The 16001-nt window shown below is 65.5% G+C and carries 15 protein-coding genes; 8 read left to right on the plus strand and 7 right to left on the minus strand.

What is annotated here, in order from left to right:
* Positions 1-101 precede the first annotated feature (101 nt).
* The 4 genes from AB4Z44_RS04870 to AB4Z44_RS04885 all read left to right on the plus strand — a co-directional run bounded on the left by AB4Z44_RS04870 (position 102) and on the right by AB4Z44_RS04885 (position 4753).
* On the plus strand, positions 102-1472 hold the full coding sequence (locus tag AB4Z44_RS04870) for an MFS transporter (RefSeq protein ID WP_404712943.1): 1371 nt from the start codon (positions 102-104) through the stop codon (positions 1470-1472).
* Positions 1473-1557: 85 nt separating this feature from the next.
* Entirely contained in the window at positions 1558-2505 is a 948-nt protein-coding gene (locus AB4Z44_RS04875) for a TauD/TfdA dioxygenase family protein (RefSeq protein WP_404712944.1), read from the plus strand.
* Complete coding sequence (locus tag AB4Z44_RS04880; protein WP_404712945.1) at positions 2505-3485, plus strand: 2-hydroxyacid dehydrogenase; 981 nt, start codon at positions 2505-2507, stop codon at positions 3483-3485. Before AB4Z44_RS04875 ends, AB4Z44_RS04880 begins: the two co-directional genes overlap by 1 nt.
* Before the next feature lie 8 nt (positions 3486-3493).
* The gene (locus AB4Z44_RS04885; RefSeq protein WP_404712946.1) at positions 3494-4753 is read left to right on the plus strand and encodes a glycerate kinase; all 1260 of its coding nucleotides are present in this window, start codon (positions 3494-3496) and stop codon (positions 4751-4753) included.
* A gap of 160 nt (positions 4754-4913) precedes the next feature.
* Here AB4Z44_RS04885 and AB4Z44_RS04890 read toward each other — a convergent pair whose 3' ends face one another.
* Positions 4914-5204, minus strand: a complete 291-nt coding sequence (locus AB4Z44_RS04890; RefSeq protein ID WP_404712947.1) for a type II toxin-antitoxin system RelE/ParE family toxin — start codon at positions 5202-5204, stop codon at positions 4914-4916.
* Positions 5201-5443, minus strand: coding sequence for a type II toxin-antitoxin system ParD family antitoxin (locus tag AB4Z44_RS04895; protein WP_404712948.1), 243 nt, complete (start codon positions 5441-5443; stop codon positions 5201-5203). The genes AB4Z44_RS04890 and AB4Z44_RS04895 overlap by 4 nt, the downstream gene beginning before the upstream one ends.
* A 129-nt stretch (positions 5444-5572) precedes the next feature.
* On the opposite strand from AB4Z44_RS04895, the gene AB4Z44_RS04900 reads away from it, so the two are divergent.
* Positions 5573-6814, plus strand: a complete 1242-nt coding sequence (locus tag AB4Z44_RS04900) for a glutamate carboxypeptidase (RefSeq protein ID WP_404712949.1) — start codon at positions 5573-5575, stop codon at positions 6812-6814.
* Positions 6815-6969: 155 nt separating this feature from the next.
* Here AB4Z44_RS04900 and AB4Z44_RS04905 read toward each other — a convergent pair whose 3' ends face one another.
* The 4 genes from AB4Z44_RS04905 to AB4Z44_RS04920 all read right to left on the minus strand — a co-directional run bounded on the left by AB4Z44_RS04905 (position 6970) and on the right by AB4Z44_RS04920 (position 11402).
* On the minus strand, positions 6970-8424 hold the full coding sequence (locus AB4Z44_RS04905; protein ID WP_404712950.1) for a carotenoid oxygenase family protein: 1455 nt from the start codon (positions 8422-8424) through the stop codon (positions 6970-6972).
* Entirely contained in the window at positions 8425-8925 is a 501-nt protein-coding gene (locus tag AB4Z44_RS04910) for a nuclear transport factor 2 family protein (protein ID WP_404712951.1), read from the minus strand.
* A 1-nt stretch (position 8926) separates the two neighbouring features.
* Complete coding sequence (locus AB4Z44_RS04915; protein ID WP_404712952.1) at positions 8927-10390, minus strand: aldehyde dehydrogenase family protein; 1464 nt, start codon at positions 10388-10390, stop codon at positions 8927-8929.
* An 88-nt stretch (positions 10391-10478) separates the two neighbouring features.
* A complete protein-coding gene (locus AB4Z44_RS04920) occupies positions 10479-11402 on the minus strand; it encodes a MarR family transcriptional regulator (RefSeq protein ID WP_404712953.1) in 924 nt (307 codons plus the stop codon).
* Between the two features lie 176 nt (positions 11403-11578).
* Between AB4Z44_RS04920 and AB4Z44_RS04925 the strand changes: the two genes are divergently transcribed.
* Together AB4Z44_RS04925 and AB4Z44_RS04930 are read left to right on the plus strand one after the other, a co-directional pair.
* Positions 11579-11974, plus strand: a complete 396-nt coding sequence (locus tag AB4Z44_RS04925; protein ID WP_404712954.1) for a YybH family protein — start codon at positions 11579-11581, stop codon at positions 11972-11974.
* A gap of 110 nt (positions 11975-12084) precedes the next feature.
* Positions 12085-12570 (plus strand): DUF3237 domain-containing protein, encoded by a 486-nt coding sequence (locus AB4Z44_RS04930; protein ID WP_404712955.1) that lies wholly within the window; start codon positions 12085-12087, stop codon positions 12568-12570.
* A 109-nt stretch (positions 12571-12679) separates the two neighbouring features.
* Here the strand turns inward: AB4Z44_RS04930 and AB4Z44_RS04935 are convergent, their stop codons facing one another.
* Positions 12680-14815: a PQQ-dependent dehydrogenase, methanol/ethanol family gene (locus tag AB4Z44_RS04935; RefSeq protein ID WP_404712956.1), complete on the minus strand. Its 2136-nt coding sequence runs from the start codon at positions 14813-14815 to the stop codon at positions 12680-12682.
* A gap of 178 nt (positions 14816-14993) precedes the next feature.
* Between AB4Z44_RS04935 and AB4Z44_RS04940 the strand changes: the two genes are divergently transcribed.
* A complete protein-coding gene (locus AB4Z44_RS04940; RefSeq protein WP_404712957.1) occupies positions 14994-15998 on the plus strand; it encodes a TauD/TfdA family dioxygenase in 1005 nt (334 codons plus the stop codon).
* The last annotated feature ends 3 nt before the right edge of the window (positions 15999-16001 follow it).

Consider the following 16001-nt stretch of genomic DNA (forward strand, 5'->3'; position numbering starts at 1 on the left):
TTTTTGGCCTGCGCAGCGGATGGTTTGCGTGATAACGAGTGTGAGATGCGGAACCGGCGCCAGAACGACCGCGGCAAGATCAATTCGCTTGCAGAGGTAGGATGATGAACAGGCTGTCGCGTACCGTCGATGTCGCCGCGCTGCTCGATCAGCGCAAGCTTTCGTCGTTCAATATCAAGCTCATCCTGCTGTCGTGGCTGATCACCGTGTTCGACGGGCTGGACATGATGATGGTGTCCTACACCGCGCCCTACATGCGCGACGAACTGGGCCTGTCGAAGACGATGCTCGGCTGGGTCTTTTCGGCCGGCACGTTCGGGATGGTGATCGGCGGCCTGGTCTTCTCGAATCTCGGTGATCGCATCGGCCGCCGGCCGACCGTGATCTTCTGCGCCTTCACCTTCGGCCTGCTCACCATCGCGACCGCCTTTGCCGGCAATTACGAGGTGTTGCTCGCACTGCGCTTCCTCGACGGCCTCGCCATCGGCGGCATGCTGCCGCTCGCCTGGGCGCTCAACATCGAATTCGTGCCCAACCGGATGCGCGGCACCGTCGTGGCGGTGATCATGATGGGCTATACGATCGGCAGCGCCAGCGCGGCACCGCTCACCAACCTGATCGCGCCGCATCATGGCTGGGAAGGCGTTTATCTGTTCGGCGGCATCGGGACTTTGGTCTGCGCGACGGCGCTGTTGATCTATCTGCCGGAATCCGTGCGCTTTCTGGTGGCAAAGGGGCTCAAGCCGGACCTGGTGGCATCGACCCTCAAGCGGGTCGATCCGTCGCTCGACATCCTTCCGGGGGATCGCTTCATCCTCGGTGACGAGAGGACCGCCCGCAAGTTCCGGTTCGCCCAGCTGTTCGAAGGCGATCTCGCCGCCATCACGCCCTTGTTGTGGATCGCCTATTTCGCGAGCTCGCTCGCCATCTATTTCGGATCGAACTGGGGGCCGCTGCTGCTCGAGGAACTGCATATCGCGCGCTCCACGGCGGCGATCGTCGCCTCGATCGGCGGCCTGTGCGGTGCCGTGGCCGGCATGGTGCTGATGCGGATCACCGACAAGCATGGCCCGCGCTCGGTCGCCTTGTTCCCGGCGATCGCGGTGCCCGTGCTGCTGCTGCTCGGGCTGGGCTATGTGCCCGAAGCGCTCTTCCTGCCGGTGATCGTGCTCCAGGCGATCCTGATCGGCGGCGAGCATAGCGCGGTCATCTCGATCTCGGGCGTCTTCTATCCCAGCGCGATCCGCGCCAGCGGCGGCGGTGCCGTCGCGTCGGTCGGCAAGATCGGCGGCGTGTTCGGCGGCTTCGTCGGCGGTTACATCCTGGCGAGCGGGCTGCCGATCGTGCGGAGCTACGCTCTGCTCGCGGTGTGTCCGCTGATCCTGTGCATCGCCATCCTCGGCATCGCGACCGTCGTGCGCGGGCGCGTGGTGCATGAGACGCGTCCGCTCGATGTGGTGCCGGCCGGATGAGCGCGACCTTGGCGATCGAATAGGTAGTATGCTATCTTATTGTCAGAATCGCTGATCTGCTGGATGAACTGAAAGGCCTTTTCCGATGTCGCTAACCGTCAAACCGATCCTGCCGCGCTTCGGCGCCGAGGTTTCAGGTGTCGATCTCACCAAGCCGCTCGACGCGGCGCAGCGTCGCGAGATCGTCGACACGATGGATAAGTGGGGGGTCAACGTCTATCGCAATACCGGGCTGAACGACGAGGGCCACATCGCCTTCAGCCAGATCTTCGGCTATCTGGAGCGGGCGCCCGCCGCGACCGGCCGCAAGACGCGCCACAAATATCGCGAGATCTTCGACGCGAGCAATCTGGATGCCGATGGCAACATCATCCAGGACGAGATGCTGATGCTCCACAAGAAGGGCGATCAGCTGTGGCACACCGACAGCTCGTTCATGGAGATGCGCACCTCCTATTCGCTGCTGCTCTGCTACGAGGCGCCGCCCGAAGGCGGCCACACCTGGTTCGCCGACACGCGCTCGGCTTATGACGATCTGCCGCAGGCGATGAAGGACAGGATCGAGCATCTCGAGGTCGAGCATTCGCTGTGGGAATCGCGCAAGAAGGCCGGCTTCCCGCTGACCGACGAGGACGTCGATTCGCGCCCCAAGGCGCGTCAGCCCCTGGTGATGCCGCAGGCCTCGACCGGCCGGAAGTCCCTCTACGTCGCAGCGCACGCGCGCGACATCGTCGGCATGCCCTCGGACGAGGGACGCGCCCTGCTCAAGGAACTGATCGACTGGGCGACCCAGCCGCAATATGTCTTCTCGGTGAAATATGAGCCGGGCGACATGGTGATCTGGGACAATCTCGCCTCGATGCATCGCGGCGGCGAATATGACAGCAAGAAATATCGCCGTGACATGCGCCGCACGACCGTGCGCGAGGGCACGCCGCCTGAGATCGCCGACGATCCGTTCGCCGAATATTTCAAGGCATCGCTCGGCAACGGCGTGATCGGCAGCAAGCCACAGCCGGCGCCGGCCGCCTGATGTCGTCATCCCCGCGGCCGCGCGTGCTCGCCACGCGTCGCTGGCCCGACGCCGCCGAGCAGCGCCTCGACGCGCATTTCGACGTGGTCCGCAACGACAGCGATGTGCCGCTGTCGCGCGCCGATCTCGCGCAGGCGATGCGCGAGTTCGACGCGCTGGCACCGACGATCACCGACAGGATCGATGCCGAGATGATCGAGCAGCCCGATCGCCGGGTGCAGATCATCGGCAGCTTCGGTGTCGGCTTCGAGCATATCGATGTGGCTGCAGCCAAGCGTGCGGGCGTGGTCGTGACCAACACCCCGGGCGTGCTGACCGACGCGACTGCCGACATCGCCTTGACCCTGCTGCTGATGGCGGCGCGCCGGGCAGGCGAGGGCGAGCGCGAATTGCGCGCCGGCAAATGGACCGGCTGGCGGCCGACGCACATGCTCGGCCAGGCGCTCAAGGGGAAGACGCTCGGGCTGGTCGCGCTCGGCCGGATCGGCCAGGCCACCGCCGAACGTGCGCATCATGGCTTCGGCATGAAGATCGCTTATTATGCCCGCCGCGAAGCGCCGGCCGAAGTGGCCGGGCCGCTCGACGCGACCTGGTATCCCGATCTCGCCGGATTGCTCGCGGTGTCCGATTTCGTCTCGCTGCACATTCCGGGCGGGGCGGAGACGCGCCACTTCATGAATGCGGCGGCGTTCGATCAGATGCAGAGCCACGCCATCCTGATCAACACCGCGCGCGGCGATGTCGTCGACGAGGCTGCGCTGGTGGCGGCCTTGCGCGAGGGCAAGATCGCGGGCGCCGCGCTCGACGTCTATCAGGGCGAGCCCAATGTCTCGCCCGATCTGATCGCGCTCGACAATGTCGTGCTGTTGCCGCACCTCGGCAGCGCCACGACGGAGACGCGCAACGCCATGGGCTTCAAGGTGATCGACAATCTGATCGCGTGGTTCGGCGGCGAGACGCCACCCAACCGCATCGCCTGAGCCGCAATATGCGCGCCTGGACCGACAAAGAGGCGCGCGCCTTGCTGCGCCATCTGTTCGATACGGCGGTGGCCGCGGCCGATCCGCGTACCGTGCTCGCCCGCCATCTGCCCGAAAAGCCCAAGGGGCGCTGCATCGTCGTCGGCGCAGGCAAGGCATCGGCGCTCATGGCGGTCGCGCTCGAGGACGCGTGGCCCGATGTCGCGCTGGCCGGGCTGGTGGTGACGCGCGACGGTTATGCCCGGCCGACCAGCCGGATCGAGATCGTCGAAGCCTCGCACCCTCGGCCAGATGCGCGCAGCGAGCAGGCGGCGCGGCGGATCCTGGATCTGGTGAGCGGGCTTGGCCCGGACGATCTGGTGATCGCGCTGATCTCGGGCGGCGGATCGGCGGTGATGGCACTGCCCGCGCCCGGTTTGACGCTCGCCGACAAGATCGCGGTGCATGACGCCCTGCTCAAATCGGGCGCGACGATTGGCGAGATGAACCTGATCCGCGGCACGCTTTCGGCGATCAAGGCCGGCCGCCTTGCCGCGGCGGCAGCGCCCGCGCAGGTGGTGACGCTGACGATCAGTGACGTCCCCGGCGACAACCCGCAGGAGATCGCTTCCGGCCCGACGGTGGGCGCACCCGCTTCGCACGAGGCGGCGCGCGAGATCGTCGCGCGTTACGGCATGGTCCTGCCGCCGGCCGTGATCGAATTGCTCGCCCAGCCGACCCCGTCGATCATGCCCGTGCCGTCCGACATCCGCATGATCGCTACGCCGCACATGGCGCTCGTCGCGGCGGCTGAGGCTGCGGGAGAGGAGGGGGTGACGAGCCTCATCCTCGGCGACGCGATCGAGGGCGAGGCGCGCGAGGCGGGCACCGTCTTTGCCGGCATCGCCCGCTCGGTTCGTACGCATGGACTTCCTGCCAAGGCGCCCTTGCTGCTGCTCTCCGGCGGTGAAACGACGGTGACGATCCGCGACGGCAAGGCCGGGCGCGGCGGGCGCAACACCGAATTCCTGCTCAGCCTCGCGCTCAAGCTGCAGGGTGCCGAGGGCATCTGGGCGATTGCCGGCGATACCGATGGAATCGACGGCAGCGACGATGCCGCCGGTGCGATCATCGGCCCCGACACGCTGGCGCGCGGCGCGGCGTTCGATCCGCGCGGCGCGCTGGAAGGGCATGACAGTTACAGCTTCTTCGCGAGCATCGGCGATCTGGTGATCACCGGGCCAACCTTCACCAACGTGAACGACTTTCGGGCGATCTTGATCGGTTGAACGGGCCTGAAATCAGCCGCGTCGGCCTGCGCGGTTCCTAGAGCATGACGTGTCAAATCTGACGCATACAGTCCGTTCGTGTCGAGCGAAGTCGAGACACGTCGCGCAGCGTCCCTCGACTTCGCTCGGGACGAACGGGTCACATTTTACGCTCAATGCTCTAAAGATGCCGCGCAACATCCATCGACATGTGCAGGATCCGCTGCACGGTGATGCCGTCGTCCAGCACGTCGTAGAAGATGCGGTGACGCCGGTGCGGCAGACTCCGGATCGGCGGGCGGATTTCTGCGTGGACGGCGCCGGCGCGGGGATGATCGCGCAACAGAACGAAGGCGTGATCGAAGCTGGCGACGTAATCCTCGGCGGCATCCCACCCAAAGGTCTCGCCGCCATAAGCGAGTATATCAGTGAGATCGGCTTCGGCGGCGCGGCTTAAGGCGAGCCGGATCATCCCTGGGCGCGGCGCGCGCGCAATTCCGCGATAATGTCAGTGACCGTCTTGTCGCTAATGCCCGAATTACGCCCTTCGTCTATCGCCGCCTGCAAGCGGCGACGCGCTTCCTCCGCTTCCTGATCGCGGCGAACAAGATCGCGGACATAATCGCTCGTGCTGCTGTAGCGCCCTTCTGCCACACGCGCTTCTGCCCAGCTCTTGAGCTTGTCGGGGATCGAGATGTTCATCTGGGCCATGCACGGCTTATAGGATTTTGCACAAAGACTGCCAAGGCATTCGGACAGTCCGGATGTGCCGAAAGGGGCTGGGCAACCTCCGGAACCCCTTTAAAGTGCCACAAAGAGAAGCCACCAAAGGGGAAATCGATGGATCGCAAGCGGGTAAGTCTGGCGCTGGCCGCCGTAACGATGCTCGGGGCCACACCCGCCATCGCCGCCAGGCCCGACGCGCGCATCTTCAAGGCGGCGACCGACGCGCGCCCGGCGCAGCTCGCCTTGCTCGAAAAGATCGTCAACATCGATTCCGGCACCGGTGACGCCGCCGGCGCGGCCAAGGTGATGGCGGTGCTGGTACCCGAACTGAAGGCGATCGGCGCCACGGTGGAGACCTCGCCGGCCGAGGTTGCAGGGCTCGGCGACAATGTCGTCGCGCGGCTGATGGGCAAGGGCAAAGGCCGCATCCTGATCATCGGCCATATCGACACGGTCTTTCCTGCCGGTACCGTCGCCCAGCGCCCCTACCGCATCGACGACAAGCGCGCTTACGGCCCCGGCGTCTCCGACGAGAAGGGTGGCGTGGTCGAGGCGGTGACCGCGCTCAAGATCCTGCACGATCTCAAGGAAACCAATTATGCCAGCATCACCCTGCTGATCGAGACGAGCGAGGAGACCGGTTCGCCGGGCACGCGCAAGCTGATCGACAAACTGGTGCGCGAGGCCGATGTCGAGCTCAACGTGGAGCCCGGCGATGCGCCCGACGCGGTCACCGTGTGGCGCAAGGGATCGGCCTCCATCAAGATTACCGTCCACGGCAAGGCCGCGCATGCCGGCGTCGAGCCGCAGAACGGGCGCAACGCCGCCGCCGAACTGATCCACCAGATCGCGACGCTCAATTCTTTCCCCAAATCGGGTGACGGGCTGACCGCCAACCTCACCACCTTGCGCGCGGGCGATCGGGTCAACGTCATCCCCGATCTCGCCACCGCCGACATCAACGTGCGCGTCCGCACGCCCGAGCAGTTCGATACGATCCTCGGTGCGTTCCAGGCGTTTGCGAAGAAGACGCTCATCCCCGACACGACGGTCGAGGTGTCGACCACACCATCCTTCCCGCCACTGCCGACCAATCCCGCGACTGACAAGCTGGCAGCCCAGGCGAAGACGATCTACGCCGATCTCGGCCTGACGCTGACGATGGCCGGCAACGGCGGCGCATCGGAATCGGCGCTCGCGGCGGCGGCGGGGACTCCCGCGCTCGACGGGCTCGGCCCGGTCGGCGGCGGCTTCCACAGCGTGCGCGAATATCTCGAACTATCGACCGTCACGCCCCGGCTCTATTTGCTCACCAAGCTGCTGATCCAGCTAGGAGCGACGCCGCCGGCCAGATAGGTGCTATTGATCGAGGCGGGTGGGGCCTGAAAAATCCTCCCCGGAACGGGGAGGGGGACCGTTCGGCGAAGCCGAATGGTGGAGGGGGCGGCGGTCGCAGACCGCCGTCTTCGACGGCGGCCCCACCACCATTCCCCGTGCCGGGGAGGATTTTTTTACGCCGCTTCGGTCAGCTTGTACGGATAGGCCCCGCTCGCCAGCGTCTCGGCCGGCACCCAGGTGCCGTGGAAAGTCGAGCGCACCTTCACCGGCAGTTTGAGCAGAGCCACCGGCCCGGCTTCCAAATTCTGCGCATCGAGGATCGCCAGATCGCTCCGGTTCTTGGACACACGCGAGACCGGCATGATCAGCCAGCCGTCGCCCTCCGGCGCATCGGGGCTGCGCGGCACGAACTGGCATTCCTGCACGGCGTCGCCCGGCCCGGGCGCCCACGTCGTCAATTCGCCGGTCTCATGATCGATCCGGCCGATCGCGCTCGATCCGTCGGCGGCGCGATAGACGATCATGAAGCCGTAGCGATAGGGCCGGCCCTGATAGCGATCGTCGGTGCGCGGCATCTCGCACGGCACGCGCAGCAACGGTGTCTGCGTATAGCCGTCGCCATTCGCCTCCAGATCGAAGGTGAGGCGGGTCAGGATCGGCGGCACGGTCGGGCTGGTCTCGCCCGCCGGGGTGGTGAAGAAGGGAAAGCAATTGCCGCTGTAGAAGCATAGATCGAGGTGGACCTTCGATCCTTCGTGCACGGCATTCATCATATGCCCCGCGCTCGCCGCCGGCCCCTTGAACCAGCGAATGCCCTCGGCAGTGCCGTAACGCGGCACGAGTGCCACATGCACCTCCTGATCGGGGTGCCACTGATAGAAGGGCCCGCCCTGCTTCACGACGTCCAGATCGGTGATGAGCGGGAAGAAGGGGAAGACGATCCATTCGTCGGTGATCGCGAAATCGTGGACGCAGGCGGCATAAGGCGCCTCGAACCACACTTCGTTGACCAGTTTCCTGTCCTTGTCGAACAGGTAGAAGGCGACATCCTTCGTCGCGTCGCCCTTCGCCTGATAGGAAAAAGCGAGCAATTCGTTGGTGATCGGATCGACCTTGGGGTGCGCGGTGAAGGTCTGCGCCTTGAACTGGCCGTCGAAATCGTCCTGCGCGCGCGTCTCCAGCGTGTCCGGATCGATCTCGTAGGGGAGGTCGTCCTCCTTCAGCGCGAAGAGCTTGCCCGCATGGAACATCGCGGTGGTGTTGCCGGTGCCCATGTGGACGCCCTCGACCGAGGGATCGTTGGTGTAGCGGTTGCGATAGCGGCCGAAGAGCGAGCGCCTGGCTTTCTTCTGGAGCTTGTAGCGCGTCGTCTCCACCCAGCGGCTGCGATAATCGACCTGGCCGTCATGGAAGCGGAACATGTGGAACATGCCCTCGCCATCGATGAAGATGTCGTCGGTGCGGCCCGACGGATATTGGCGGTCGGCGCCCAGCCGGTAGAGCGTCCCCTCCAGCCCCGCGGGGATCGCGCCTTCGATCAGCTCGAGCCCCTCGATCGTGGATTCGGAGCGCATCGGTTCGCCCCAGCCCTTGTAGAGCGGGATATCGGGAAAGCGGATCTCGGGCATTTAATTCCCCTCCTTTGCGGGCATCTTCGGACGCCCTTTCATCGTGATATCGCCCTTCCACGGCACCTGATCGGCCTCGGTCCAGGCGTTGACGTGGAGCGTCTTGAACAGCCACTTGCCGCTCTCGCGGCTGAGCGTGTCGTCGCGCGTGCCGATGCCGAACACGAAGTTCGTCCGGTAATCGGTGTTGAACTGGAGGATCTGGAAGAAACAGCGCACCCGGGCGGTGCCCTCCTGCTCCAGCGGATCCATGATGAAATGCGTCATCAGGTGCTGGCGGCCATACCACCAGCTCTGGCGATCGTACCAAAGCGACTTGAGGTTCTCGGCGATCGCCTCGTGGCCTTGAACCTTGCCCTGCCAGAGGTGATCGAACCAGGCATCCTCGGCGAAGGTAGAGAGCGCCATGTCGAGATCGGCGAGATCGATGCCCCACGCATAGCGGGCATAGACCTCCTGGATTTCGAGGCGATCGAGCGCGGAGAGTGACCAGTCGGCCATGTCAGGCGGCCCCCGGGCCGGCGAGGTGGTGATCGCTCAGGATCGAGGCAGGCTCGCCATGCTGGGTCATCAGCGCCTTGCGGCGGACGAAGCGCAGGATCGATTCCGGCCCGGTGCGCGATCCGCCGCCGACGCCCGAGAACCCGAACGAGTTCGTCCCGATCGTGCGGTTCTTGCCGAAGGTGAGGAACGTATCCTGGATGAACACCGCGCCGGCATTGATCCGCGCCGCGATCGGCAGCGCCTCGGCCTCGTCGCCGGCGATCACCGATGCGGTCAGCCCGAAGACGGTGTCGTTGGCCAGCGCCACCGCCTCGTCGATCGTCTTGAAGCGCATCACGGGCAGGACCGGGCCGAACGTTTCGTCGCGCATCAGAACCATGTCGTGTGTGACGTCGACTACCACCGTGGGGCGCATGTAGAGTCCGCCATCGATCGTCTCGACCTCGCCCCCGGTCAGGATCTTCGCGCCCTTGGCGACCGCGTCGGCCAGATGGCGGGCCACGATCGCGGCCTGCGGAGCGAAGGTGAAGGGATGAAGGTGGCCGGCGCGCGGATTGTCGCTGTTGAGGCGGACCTCCTGCGCCTTCTTCACCAGCAGATCGACGAACGCGTCGTGGATGCTCTCCTGTACGTAAATGCGCTCGACCGAGAAGCAGACTTGGCCGGTCGCGTGGACCGCGCCGCGCAGCACCGAAGTGGTCGCGCGATCGAGATCGGCATGCTCGGTGACGATCACCGGATCCTTGCCGCCCAGCTCGAGGAAGCAGGGGATCAGCCGCTCGGCGCAGGCGACCGCGATCTTGCGGCCGGTCGGCACGCTGCCGGTGAAGCAGACCAGATCGACATTGGCGATCACGTCCTGCCCGGTCTTGCCGTCGCCCATCACATAATCGAACACGCCGGCCAGTTCGGGCACCGCGGCGACGGTCTCGAACAGGGGCTTGATGAAGCGCGGGGTGATTTCGGACGGCTTGAGCAAAACCGCCGAGCCGGCGAAGAGCGCCGGCACCGCATCCAGCAGCGCCAGCATCATCGGCGCGTTCCACGGGCTGATCACGCCGACGAGCCCGTATGGCACGAGCTGCGATCGCACCTCGACCTGCGGCATCGATTTGGACGGCCCCTCGACGATCGCGCGCTGCAGCGCCGCCTCGGCATCCTCGATCCAGCCGCCGATATTCCCCATGGTGATATAACCCTGGAGATAGGAGGTGTGGCAGCCGCCCGTATCGTCGGCGTCGGCCGCGGCGATATCCTTGTTGCGCTTCGCCACTTCGCCCAGCCAGCGGCGCATCACGTTGATGCGATCGCCGATCGGCATCGCCGCCCACTTTACCTGATTGGCGCGCAGCTTCGCGGCCTTGGCGGCGACCTCCTCGGTGGAGGAGACGGGAAGCGCGAAGTCGATCGCGCCGGTGCGCGGATTGCGCACGGGAAGCGTGCGGATGCCCAGATCGGCCATGGTCTTACAAAGATCCCCTCGACTCAGCCGCGTTCGGCACGGCGCCTTAAATCGTCCGACGTCGTTGTATTTTTAGGCTCGGATCGAGTCAAGCAACTGTTTGAAGCTCGCCGGGGAAGCGCAGGCGGGGGCTGTGGGCGAAGACGAGCCGCTGCAGATGCGCGATCAGGCGGGCGACCTGATCGCTGTCGAGCGACGCGGTCGTCATCCTTTCGCTGCGATCGACCAAGGGTTGCGCGGCGTGGATCGCGTCAAGGCCGGCCGGCGTGATCGAATGGACGCGCTTGCGCCGGTCGTGCGGCGACACGCGATCGACGATCAGCCCGCGCGCGAGCAGGTTGCGCATGATGAGGCCCGTGGTCGAGGGATCGAGCCCGAACAGGCGCGAAAACCCGACCTGCGTCATGCCCGGCCGCGCCAGCAGGATCACCAGCATCGAGAATTGGCGCGGCGTGAGCGACAGAGGCGCCGCGCAGGCGAGGAAATGCGCCTGCGCCACCTGCAGCGCGCGGCGGTTGAGCAGGCTTGGTGCCGTTGCGAGGAAAGCGGGGGCTTCGTCGGATGCCCAGGGCGGGGCCGGGCCCTCGGCTGATTCTGCGATCAGCCGCAACAATATCGTCAGGTCTTCCGCCGCTTCCCGCGTCAGCGGCTCGGTCAGCTCGCCTTGCAGACCGACGAAGGCCATATGCGCGGCGGCGGCGCGGATGCGGCCCGCGGCGGTCAGCCGCGGGCGCGCGCGACGGCGGTCCTGCGGATCGGCAATGCGTTCGATCAGCCCGTTGCCGGCGAGATTGTCGAGGATCAGGGCGGTGGTCGATTTGTCGACGCCCGCCGCGCGCGACAGCGAGATCTGGTCTCGCTCGTCGGACTGGGCGAGCAGCAGCAGCAATTCGGCCTGTGCCAGCGTCTCGCCACCCGAACGCGCCGCATAGAGCGCGGTGCAGATCTGGTCGACGCGGGCCAGCAGGAAGGCAGGCTTGGTCAGGAACAGGTCCATGATCCCGTCCGTCACAGGCGCCGCCATCCGTGTTGCCATCATCTCGTCCGTTTCGTGTCCCCGCGCAAAGGGTAGGGGGCTCACGAAGCGCTGACAATCTTTCTCGAACTGGTTGATTGATCAACAATGCCGGGCTAGCGACCGGTCAAATCCGGCAGGCCACCGGCCATGCCGCAGCCCGGAGAGACGCGATGAATGCTGCCGATTATGCGGACTATATCGATTGCTTCAACCGCAACGACTTCGCCGGCTTCGGCAAATATTATTGCGACGATGTCGTGTTCGAACTGGGTGAGAAGAAACGTATCGTCGGCCGCGAGGCGATCCTCGATTTCTACCGCGAGGTGAAAGCCAGGATCCGCGAGACCTTGACGATCCTGAGCGTGGCGGCGGGCGAGGACGCGATGGCGGTCCATGTCGCCACCGAATTCTACGCGCTGGAGGATTGGCCCGATTTCATCGCCGGCCCGCTCGCCAAGGGCGACGCGCTCAATATCGAGAGCCTCGGCTATTATTACATCCGCGACGGCAAGTTCGCCCGCATCCTCGGCGCGAGGCTGAAGACCGCGTCGGTGGTGAAGGCATAATTCTCCCGTCATCCCAGCGAAGGCTGGGATCTCAGGAGGTTGGGGCGCGCGCTTGACGCCCGAGACCCCAGCCTTCGCTGGGGTGACGATTGAGGTTGGAGACACCCGGAATGACCGAGACCATCGCCCCCGAACTGATGCCCGGCCTTGAATATGTGTTCGAGATGCGCGTCGAATTCACCGCCGATCGCTGCATCTTCGGCCCGCTCCCGGGCGGCGGCGCACAGGGCTATACGCCGACCAGCGGCGGGCTGATCTACGGGCCGCGCCTGCAAGGCAAGATCGTGCCGTTCAGCGGCGCCGACTTCGCCACCGTGCGCGACGACAGGGTGATCGAGATCAACTCGCATTATCTGCTCGAAGCGGATGACGGCACGAAGATCTACATCAACAATGTGGGTTATCTCGTCCCGTCGAAGCCGGGCGAGGCGCTGATGTCGCACGACACGCCGCAGCCGGCCTATTTTCGCTTCACCCCCAAATTCAAGGTGCCGGCCGGTCCGCACGACTGGCTCGCGCGGACGGTGATCCTGGGAACCGGCTCGCGCCGGTCGAACCCGGATCATTCGATTTTCCGCTATTATGCGGTGAAGTAGGGGACCAACTCCCACCGGTCATCCCGGCCTTGAGCCGGGATCCCGCTTCTTCTGTTTCGTTCGCTGAAGGTAGCGGGACCCCGGCTCAAGGCCGGGGTGACGATGGAAACTACCGCAGCGACGGCGGCAACTGCCCCTTCGCCTCGGCCTCTTTCAGCCGCTCCGCCTGCTTCGAGATGTAGGCCCGGATGCTCTCGACCTGATCGGGCTTCAGATAGTCGCGGAAGCTCGCCATGCCGGCGGGCTCCAACGCGCCGTCGATGACGATCGCTTTCCACGCATCCGCGCTCGGCAGCGCGCCCGAACGGCGCAGGTCGGGATTGACCGGGCCGCCATGGCACATCCAGCAATAGGTGCCGAACCATTTGCCGCCCTCGGCGCGCTGCGCATCGGTGAAGCTGTCGGTCGAGGGATTGGCCGGGGGCAGGGCCTGCTGCTTGTAAGCGGGCAGCTTGGCCGTGCCGTCGAGGCGGAAGACGAGGATCTGGCCGTTGGGCATCTGGAACGGCTTGCCCGGCCATGGGGTCGCCATGCCCATCGATCCGCCATAGCCCGCCATCACCGCGAGATATTGGTGCCCGCCGACCGTATAGGTCATCGGCCCGGCACCGATGCCGCGATGCGTCTCGATCGACCACAATTTCTTGCCGTCGGTCGCGCGATAGGCGGCGAACTGGCCCTTGTAGTCGCCTTCGAAGACCAGCCCGCCGGCGGTGGCGAGCGTGCCGCCATTCCACGGGAAGCCGTGCTCGACCTTCCACAGCGGCTTGCCCTTGACCACGTCCCACGCGATCAGGGTGCCGCGGCTCATCGCGGCCATCGCCTTGGCGCGCGCGGCGGGATCCGCGGGCAGGTTGGGGGCCGCACCGCCCATCGATGTCGCGGTGTTCCAGCGGCCCGGATGATATTCGAAATTGGGATCGTTGCCGTAGATCAGGGGCGCCTGCATCGACGGGATATAGGCGATGTGGCGTACCGGATCGTAGGACATCGGCATCCACGCATGCGCGCCGAGCCCGGAGGGCGTCACCATATAGCTGCCCTTATGATAACGCGCCGCCGCGACCTCCTTCGGCCGGCCGGTGGCGAGATCGTAGCCGGTCGCCCAGTTGGTCTCCACATAGGGATTGGCCGAGAGCAGTTTGCCGTTGGTGCGATCGATCACGAACACGAAGCCGTTCTTGGGCGCGTGGACGATCACCTTCTGCGGGCCGTGGCCGAGATCGAGCGTGGCGAGCGTGATCTGCTGGGTCGCGGTGAAGTCCCAGCTTTCGCCCGGAGTCTCCTGATAATGCCACTTATATCGGCCGGTGTCGGGATCCAGCGCGACGATCGACGACAGGAACAGATTGTCGCCCTTGCCGTCCGAACGGATCTGATGGTTCCATGGGCTGCCGTTGCCGACGCCGAGCAGAAGCTGGTCGAGATCGGCATCGTAGACCATCGAATCCCAGACGGTGCCGCCGCCGCCATATTTCCACCATTCGCCCGCCCAGGTGGGCAGCGCGATCTTCATCGCCTCGTCGGAGGCCTCGTGATCGGGGCCGTTCGCCGGGTTGCCGGGGACGGTGTAGAAGCGCCAGACCTTGCGGCCGGTCTCCGTATCGTAGGCGGTGACATAGCCGCGCACGCCGAGCTCGGCGCCCGAATTGCCGATGACGACCTTGTCCTTGAACACGCGCGGGGCGCCGGTGATCGTATAGGCCTGCTTCTGGTCGGCGGTGACCACCGACCAGACTTCCTTGCCCGTGCGCGCATCGAGCGCGATCAGTCGATCGTCGACCGTCCCGACATAGACCTTGCCCTTCCACACCGCGACGCCGCGATTGACGACGTCGCAGCAGGTGTGGACCGCCTTGCCGCCGATCACGTGCGGATCGTAGCGCCACAGCACGCGACCGGTGGCGGCATCGAGCGCCATCACCTTCGACCAGGCGGTCGAGGTGTACATCACGCCGTCGACCACGAGCGGCGTCGCTTCCTGTCCGCGCGCGGTATCGAGGTCGACCACCCAGGCCGGCTTCAGGCGCGCAACGGTGCGTTCGTTGATCAGGTTCAGCGGGCTGAAGCGGGTTTCGGCATAGCTGCCGCCGTAGGTCATCCAGTTGCCGGGTTCGGACGCGGCATTGTCCAGCCGGTGCTGATCGACAGCCGCCGCTCTGGGGCGCGCGTTGGAGGCGGCCAGCGCCGCTGCGGAAACGAGGCCGAGGCCCAGGACGATGTGACGCAACTTGGCCCTCGGCATTCCTCACCCTTCATTCCGCACGTGATTCGGCGGCACCGGTCTAGACGGTCTGCAGGCTTGTGGAGCAATTTGATAGCATGCTAAGAAAATTGCCTGGGCCGGCTGACCGATGGCGAACCTGCGCTTGAATTGCGGTGGCGACCGGACCAGATCGATCGGGACGAACCTGGAGAGACCTATGAGCGAGACGCTGTTTGAACCGGCCAACGATCCGGCCGCCTGGACCAGCGAAGAGGTGGGCGGCAAGGCGGGGCTGCAGCGCACGCTCGACCAGACCGAGCTGGCGGCGATCGACCGCTTCCTCGCCGACATGGGTGATCGCGAGCCGACCTCGATCACGCGCGACGACGTGACCGATCCCGTGCTTCACAAGATCGCCGACGATGTGCGCGAGCAGATCATGCATGGCCGCGGCGCGATGGTGCTGTCGGGCTTCGACATGGCGACGCACGATCTCAAGCAGTTCGAGCGGATCTATTGGGCGATCGGCATCCAGCTCGGCCAGCCCGTGGTGCAATCCTATCGCGGCGACCTGATCGGCTACGTCCAGAAGGAAGAGAATAACCCGACCGGGCGCGGCTATCTGATGGATGTCGAGCTGCGGCCGCATACCGATTTCCACGAAGTGATGTCGCTGTCGTCGGTGCGTACCGCACCCGAGGGCGGCGAGAGCGGCGTCGTCAGCAGCCTGGGCGTGCACGACATCATCCTCAAGGAGCGGCCCGATCTGCTGCCGGCACTCTATGAGGGGTTCTATCACGCATCGGGCGCCGATTCGGTGTCGGAGAAGAAGGTGCCGATCTTCGCCCGCGTGGATGGCAAGCTCAGCTGCTATTTCCACTCGCTGTTCATCCACCGCGCCGCGAAGAATATGGGCGTCGAGGTTCCCGACGATCTCAAGGAAGCGCTTGCCTTCATGGGTTCGGTGACGCTCCGTCCCGAGGTCCGCGCCTTCTTCGTGCTCGAGCCGGGCGAAATGCTGTTCTGGAACAATTTCACCGCGCTCCATTCGCGCGAGACGTTCCACGACGCGCCCGACCAGAAGCGCCTGCTGCTGCGCCTGTGGGTCCATGCCGACGAAGGCCGGCCGATGCCCGATCTGTTCCGCGAGCGCGCCCGGATCATGGATGCGCAGCATCAGGCGGGCAAGGCGGCGATCAACTATGTGGCCGAGCCGGCGTAACGA

This window comes from Sphingomonas sp. MMS24-J13 (genome assembly GCF_044905095.1).
Classification (GTDB): Bacteria; Pseudomonadota; Alphaproteobacteria; order Sphingomonadales; family Sphingomonadaceae; genus Sphingomonas_I.

What these genes read in the sequence shown, in the direction of transcription:
- AB4Z44_RS04910 (WP_404712951.1), bottom strand. Translation starts at nt 8,925, where the DNA reads ATGGCCGACTGGTCACTCTCCGCGCTCGATCGCCTCGAAATCCAGGAG.
- AB4Z44_RS04880 (WP_404712945.1), top strand. Translation starts at nt 2,505, where the DNA reads ATGTCGTCATCCCCGCGGCCGCGCGTGCTCGCCACGCGTCGCTGGCCC.
- AB4Z44_RS04925 (WP_404712954.1), top strand. Translation starts at nt 11,579, where the DNA reads ATGAATGCTGCCGATTATGCGGACTATATCGATTGCTTCAACCGCAAC.
- AB4Z44_RS04905 (WP_404712950.1), bottom strand. Translation starts at nt 8,424, where the DNA reads ATGCCCGAGATCCGCTTTCCCGATATCCCGCTCTACAAGGGCTGGGGC.
- AB4Z44_RS04885 (WP_404712946.1), top strand. Translation starts at nt 3,494, where the DNA reads ATGCGCGCCTGGACCGACAAAGAGGCGCGCGCCTTGCTGCGCCATCTG.
- AB4Z44_RS04915 (WP_404712952.1), bottom strand. Translation starts at nt 10,390, where the DNA reads ATGGCCGATCTGGGCATCCGCACGCTTCCCGTGCGCAATCCGCGCACC.
- AB4Z44_RS04900 (WP_404712949.1), top strand. Translation starts at nt 5,573, where the DNA reads ATGGATCGCAAGCGGGTAAGTCTGGCGCTGGCCGCCGTAACGATGCTC.
- AB4Z44_RS04940 (WP_404712957.1), top strand. Translation starts at nt 14,994, where the DNA reads ATGAGCGAGACGCTGTTTGAACCGGCCAACGATCCGGCCGCCTGGACC.
- AB4Z44_RS04890 (WP_404712947.1), bottom strand. Translation starts at nt 5,204, where the DNA reads ATGATCCGGCTCGCCTTAAGCCGCGCCGCCGAAGCCGATCTCACTGAT.
- AB4Z44_RS04935 (WP_404712956.1), bottom strand. Translation starts at nt 14,815, where the DNA reads ATGCCGAGGGCCAAGTTGCGTCACATCGTCCTGGGCCTCGGCCTCGTT.
- AB4Z44_RS04895 (WP_404712948.1), bottom strand. Translation starts at nt 5,443, where the DNA reads ATGGCCCAGATGAACATCTCGATCCCCGACAAGCTCAAGAGCTGGGCA.
- AB4Z44_RS04870 (WP_404712943.1), top strand. Translation starts at nt 102, where the DNA reads ATGATGAACAGGCTGTCGCGTACCGTCGATGTCGCCGCGCTGCTCGAT.
- AB4Z44_RS04930 (WP_404712955.1), top strand. Translation starts at nt 12,085, where the DNA reads ATGACCGAGACCATCGCCCCCGAACTGATGCCCGGCCTTGAATATGTG.
- AB4Z44_RS04875 (WP_404712944.1), top strand. Translation starts at nt 1,558, where the DNA reads ATGTCGCTAACCGTCAAACCGATCCTGCCGCGCTTCGGCGCCGAGGTT.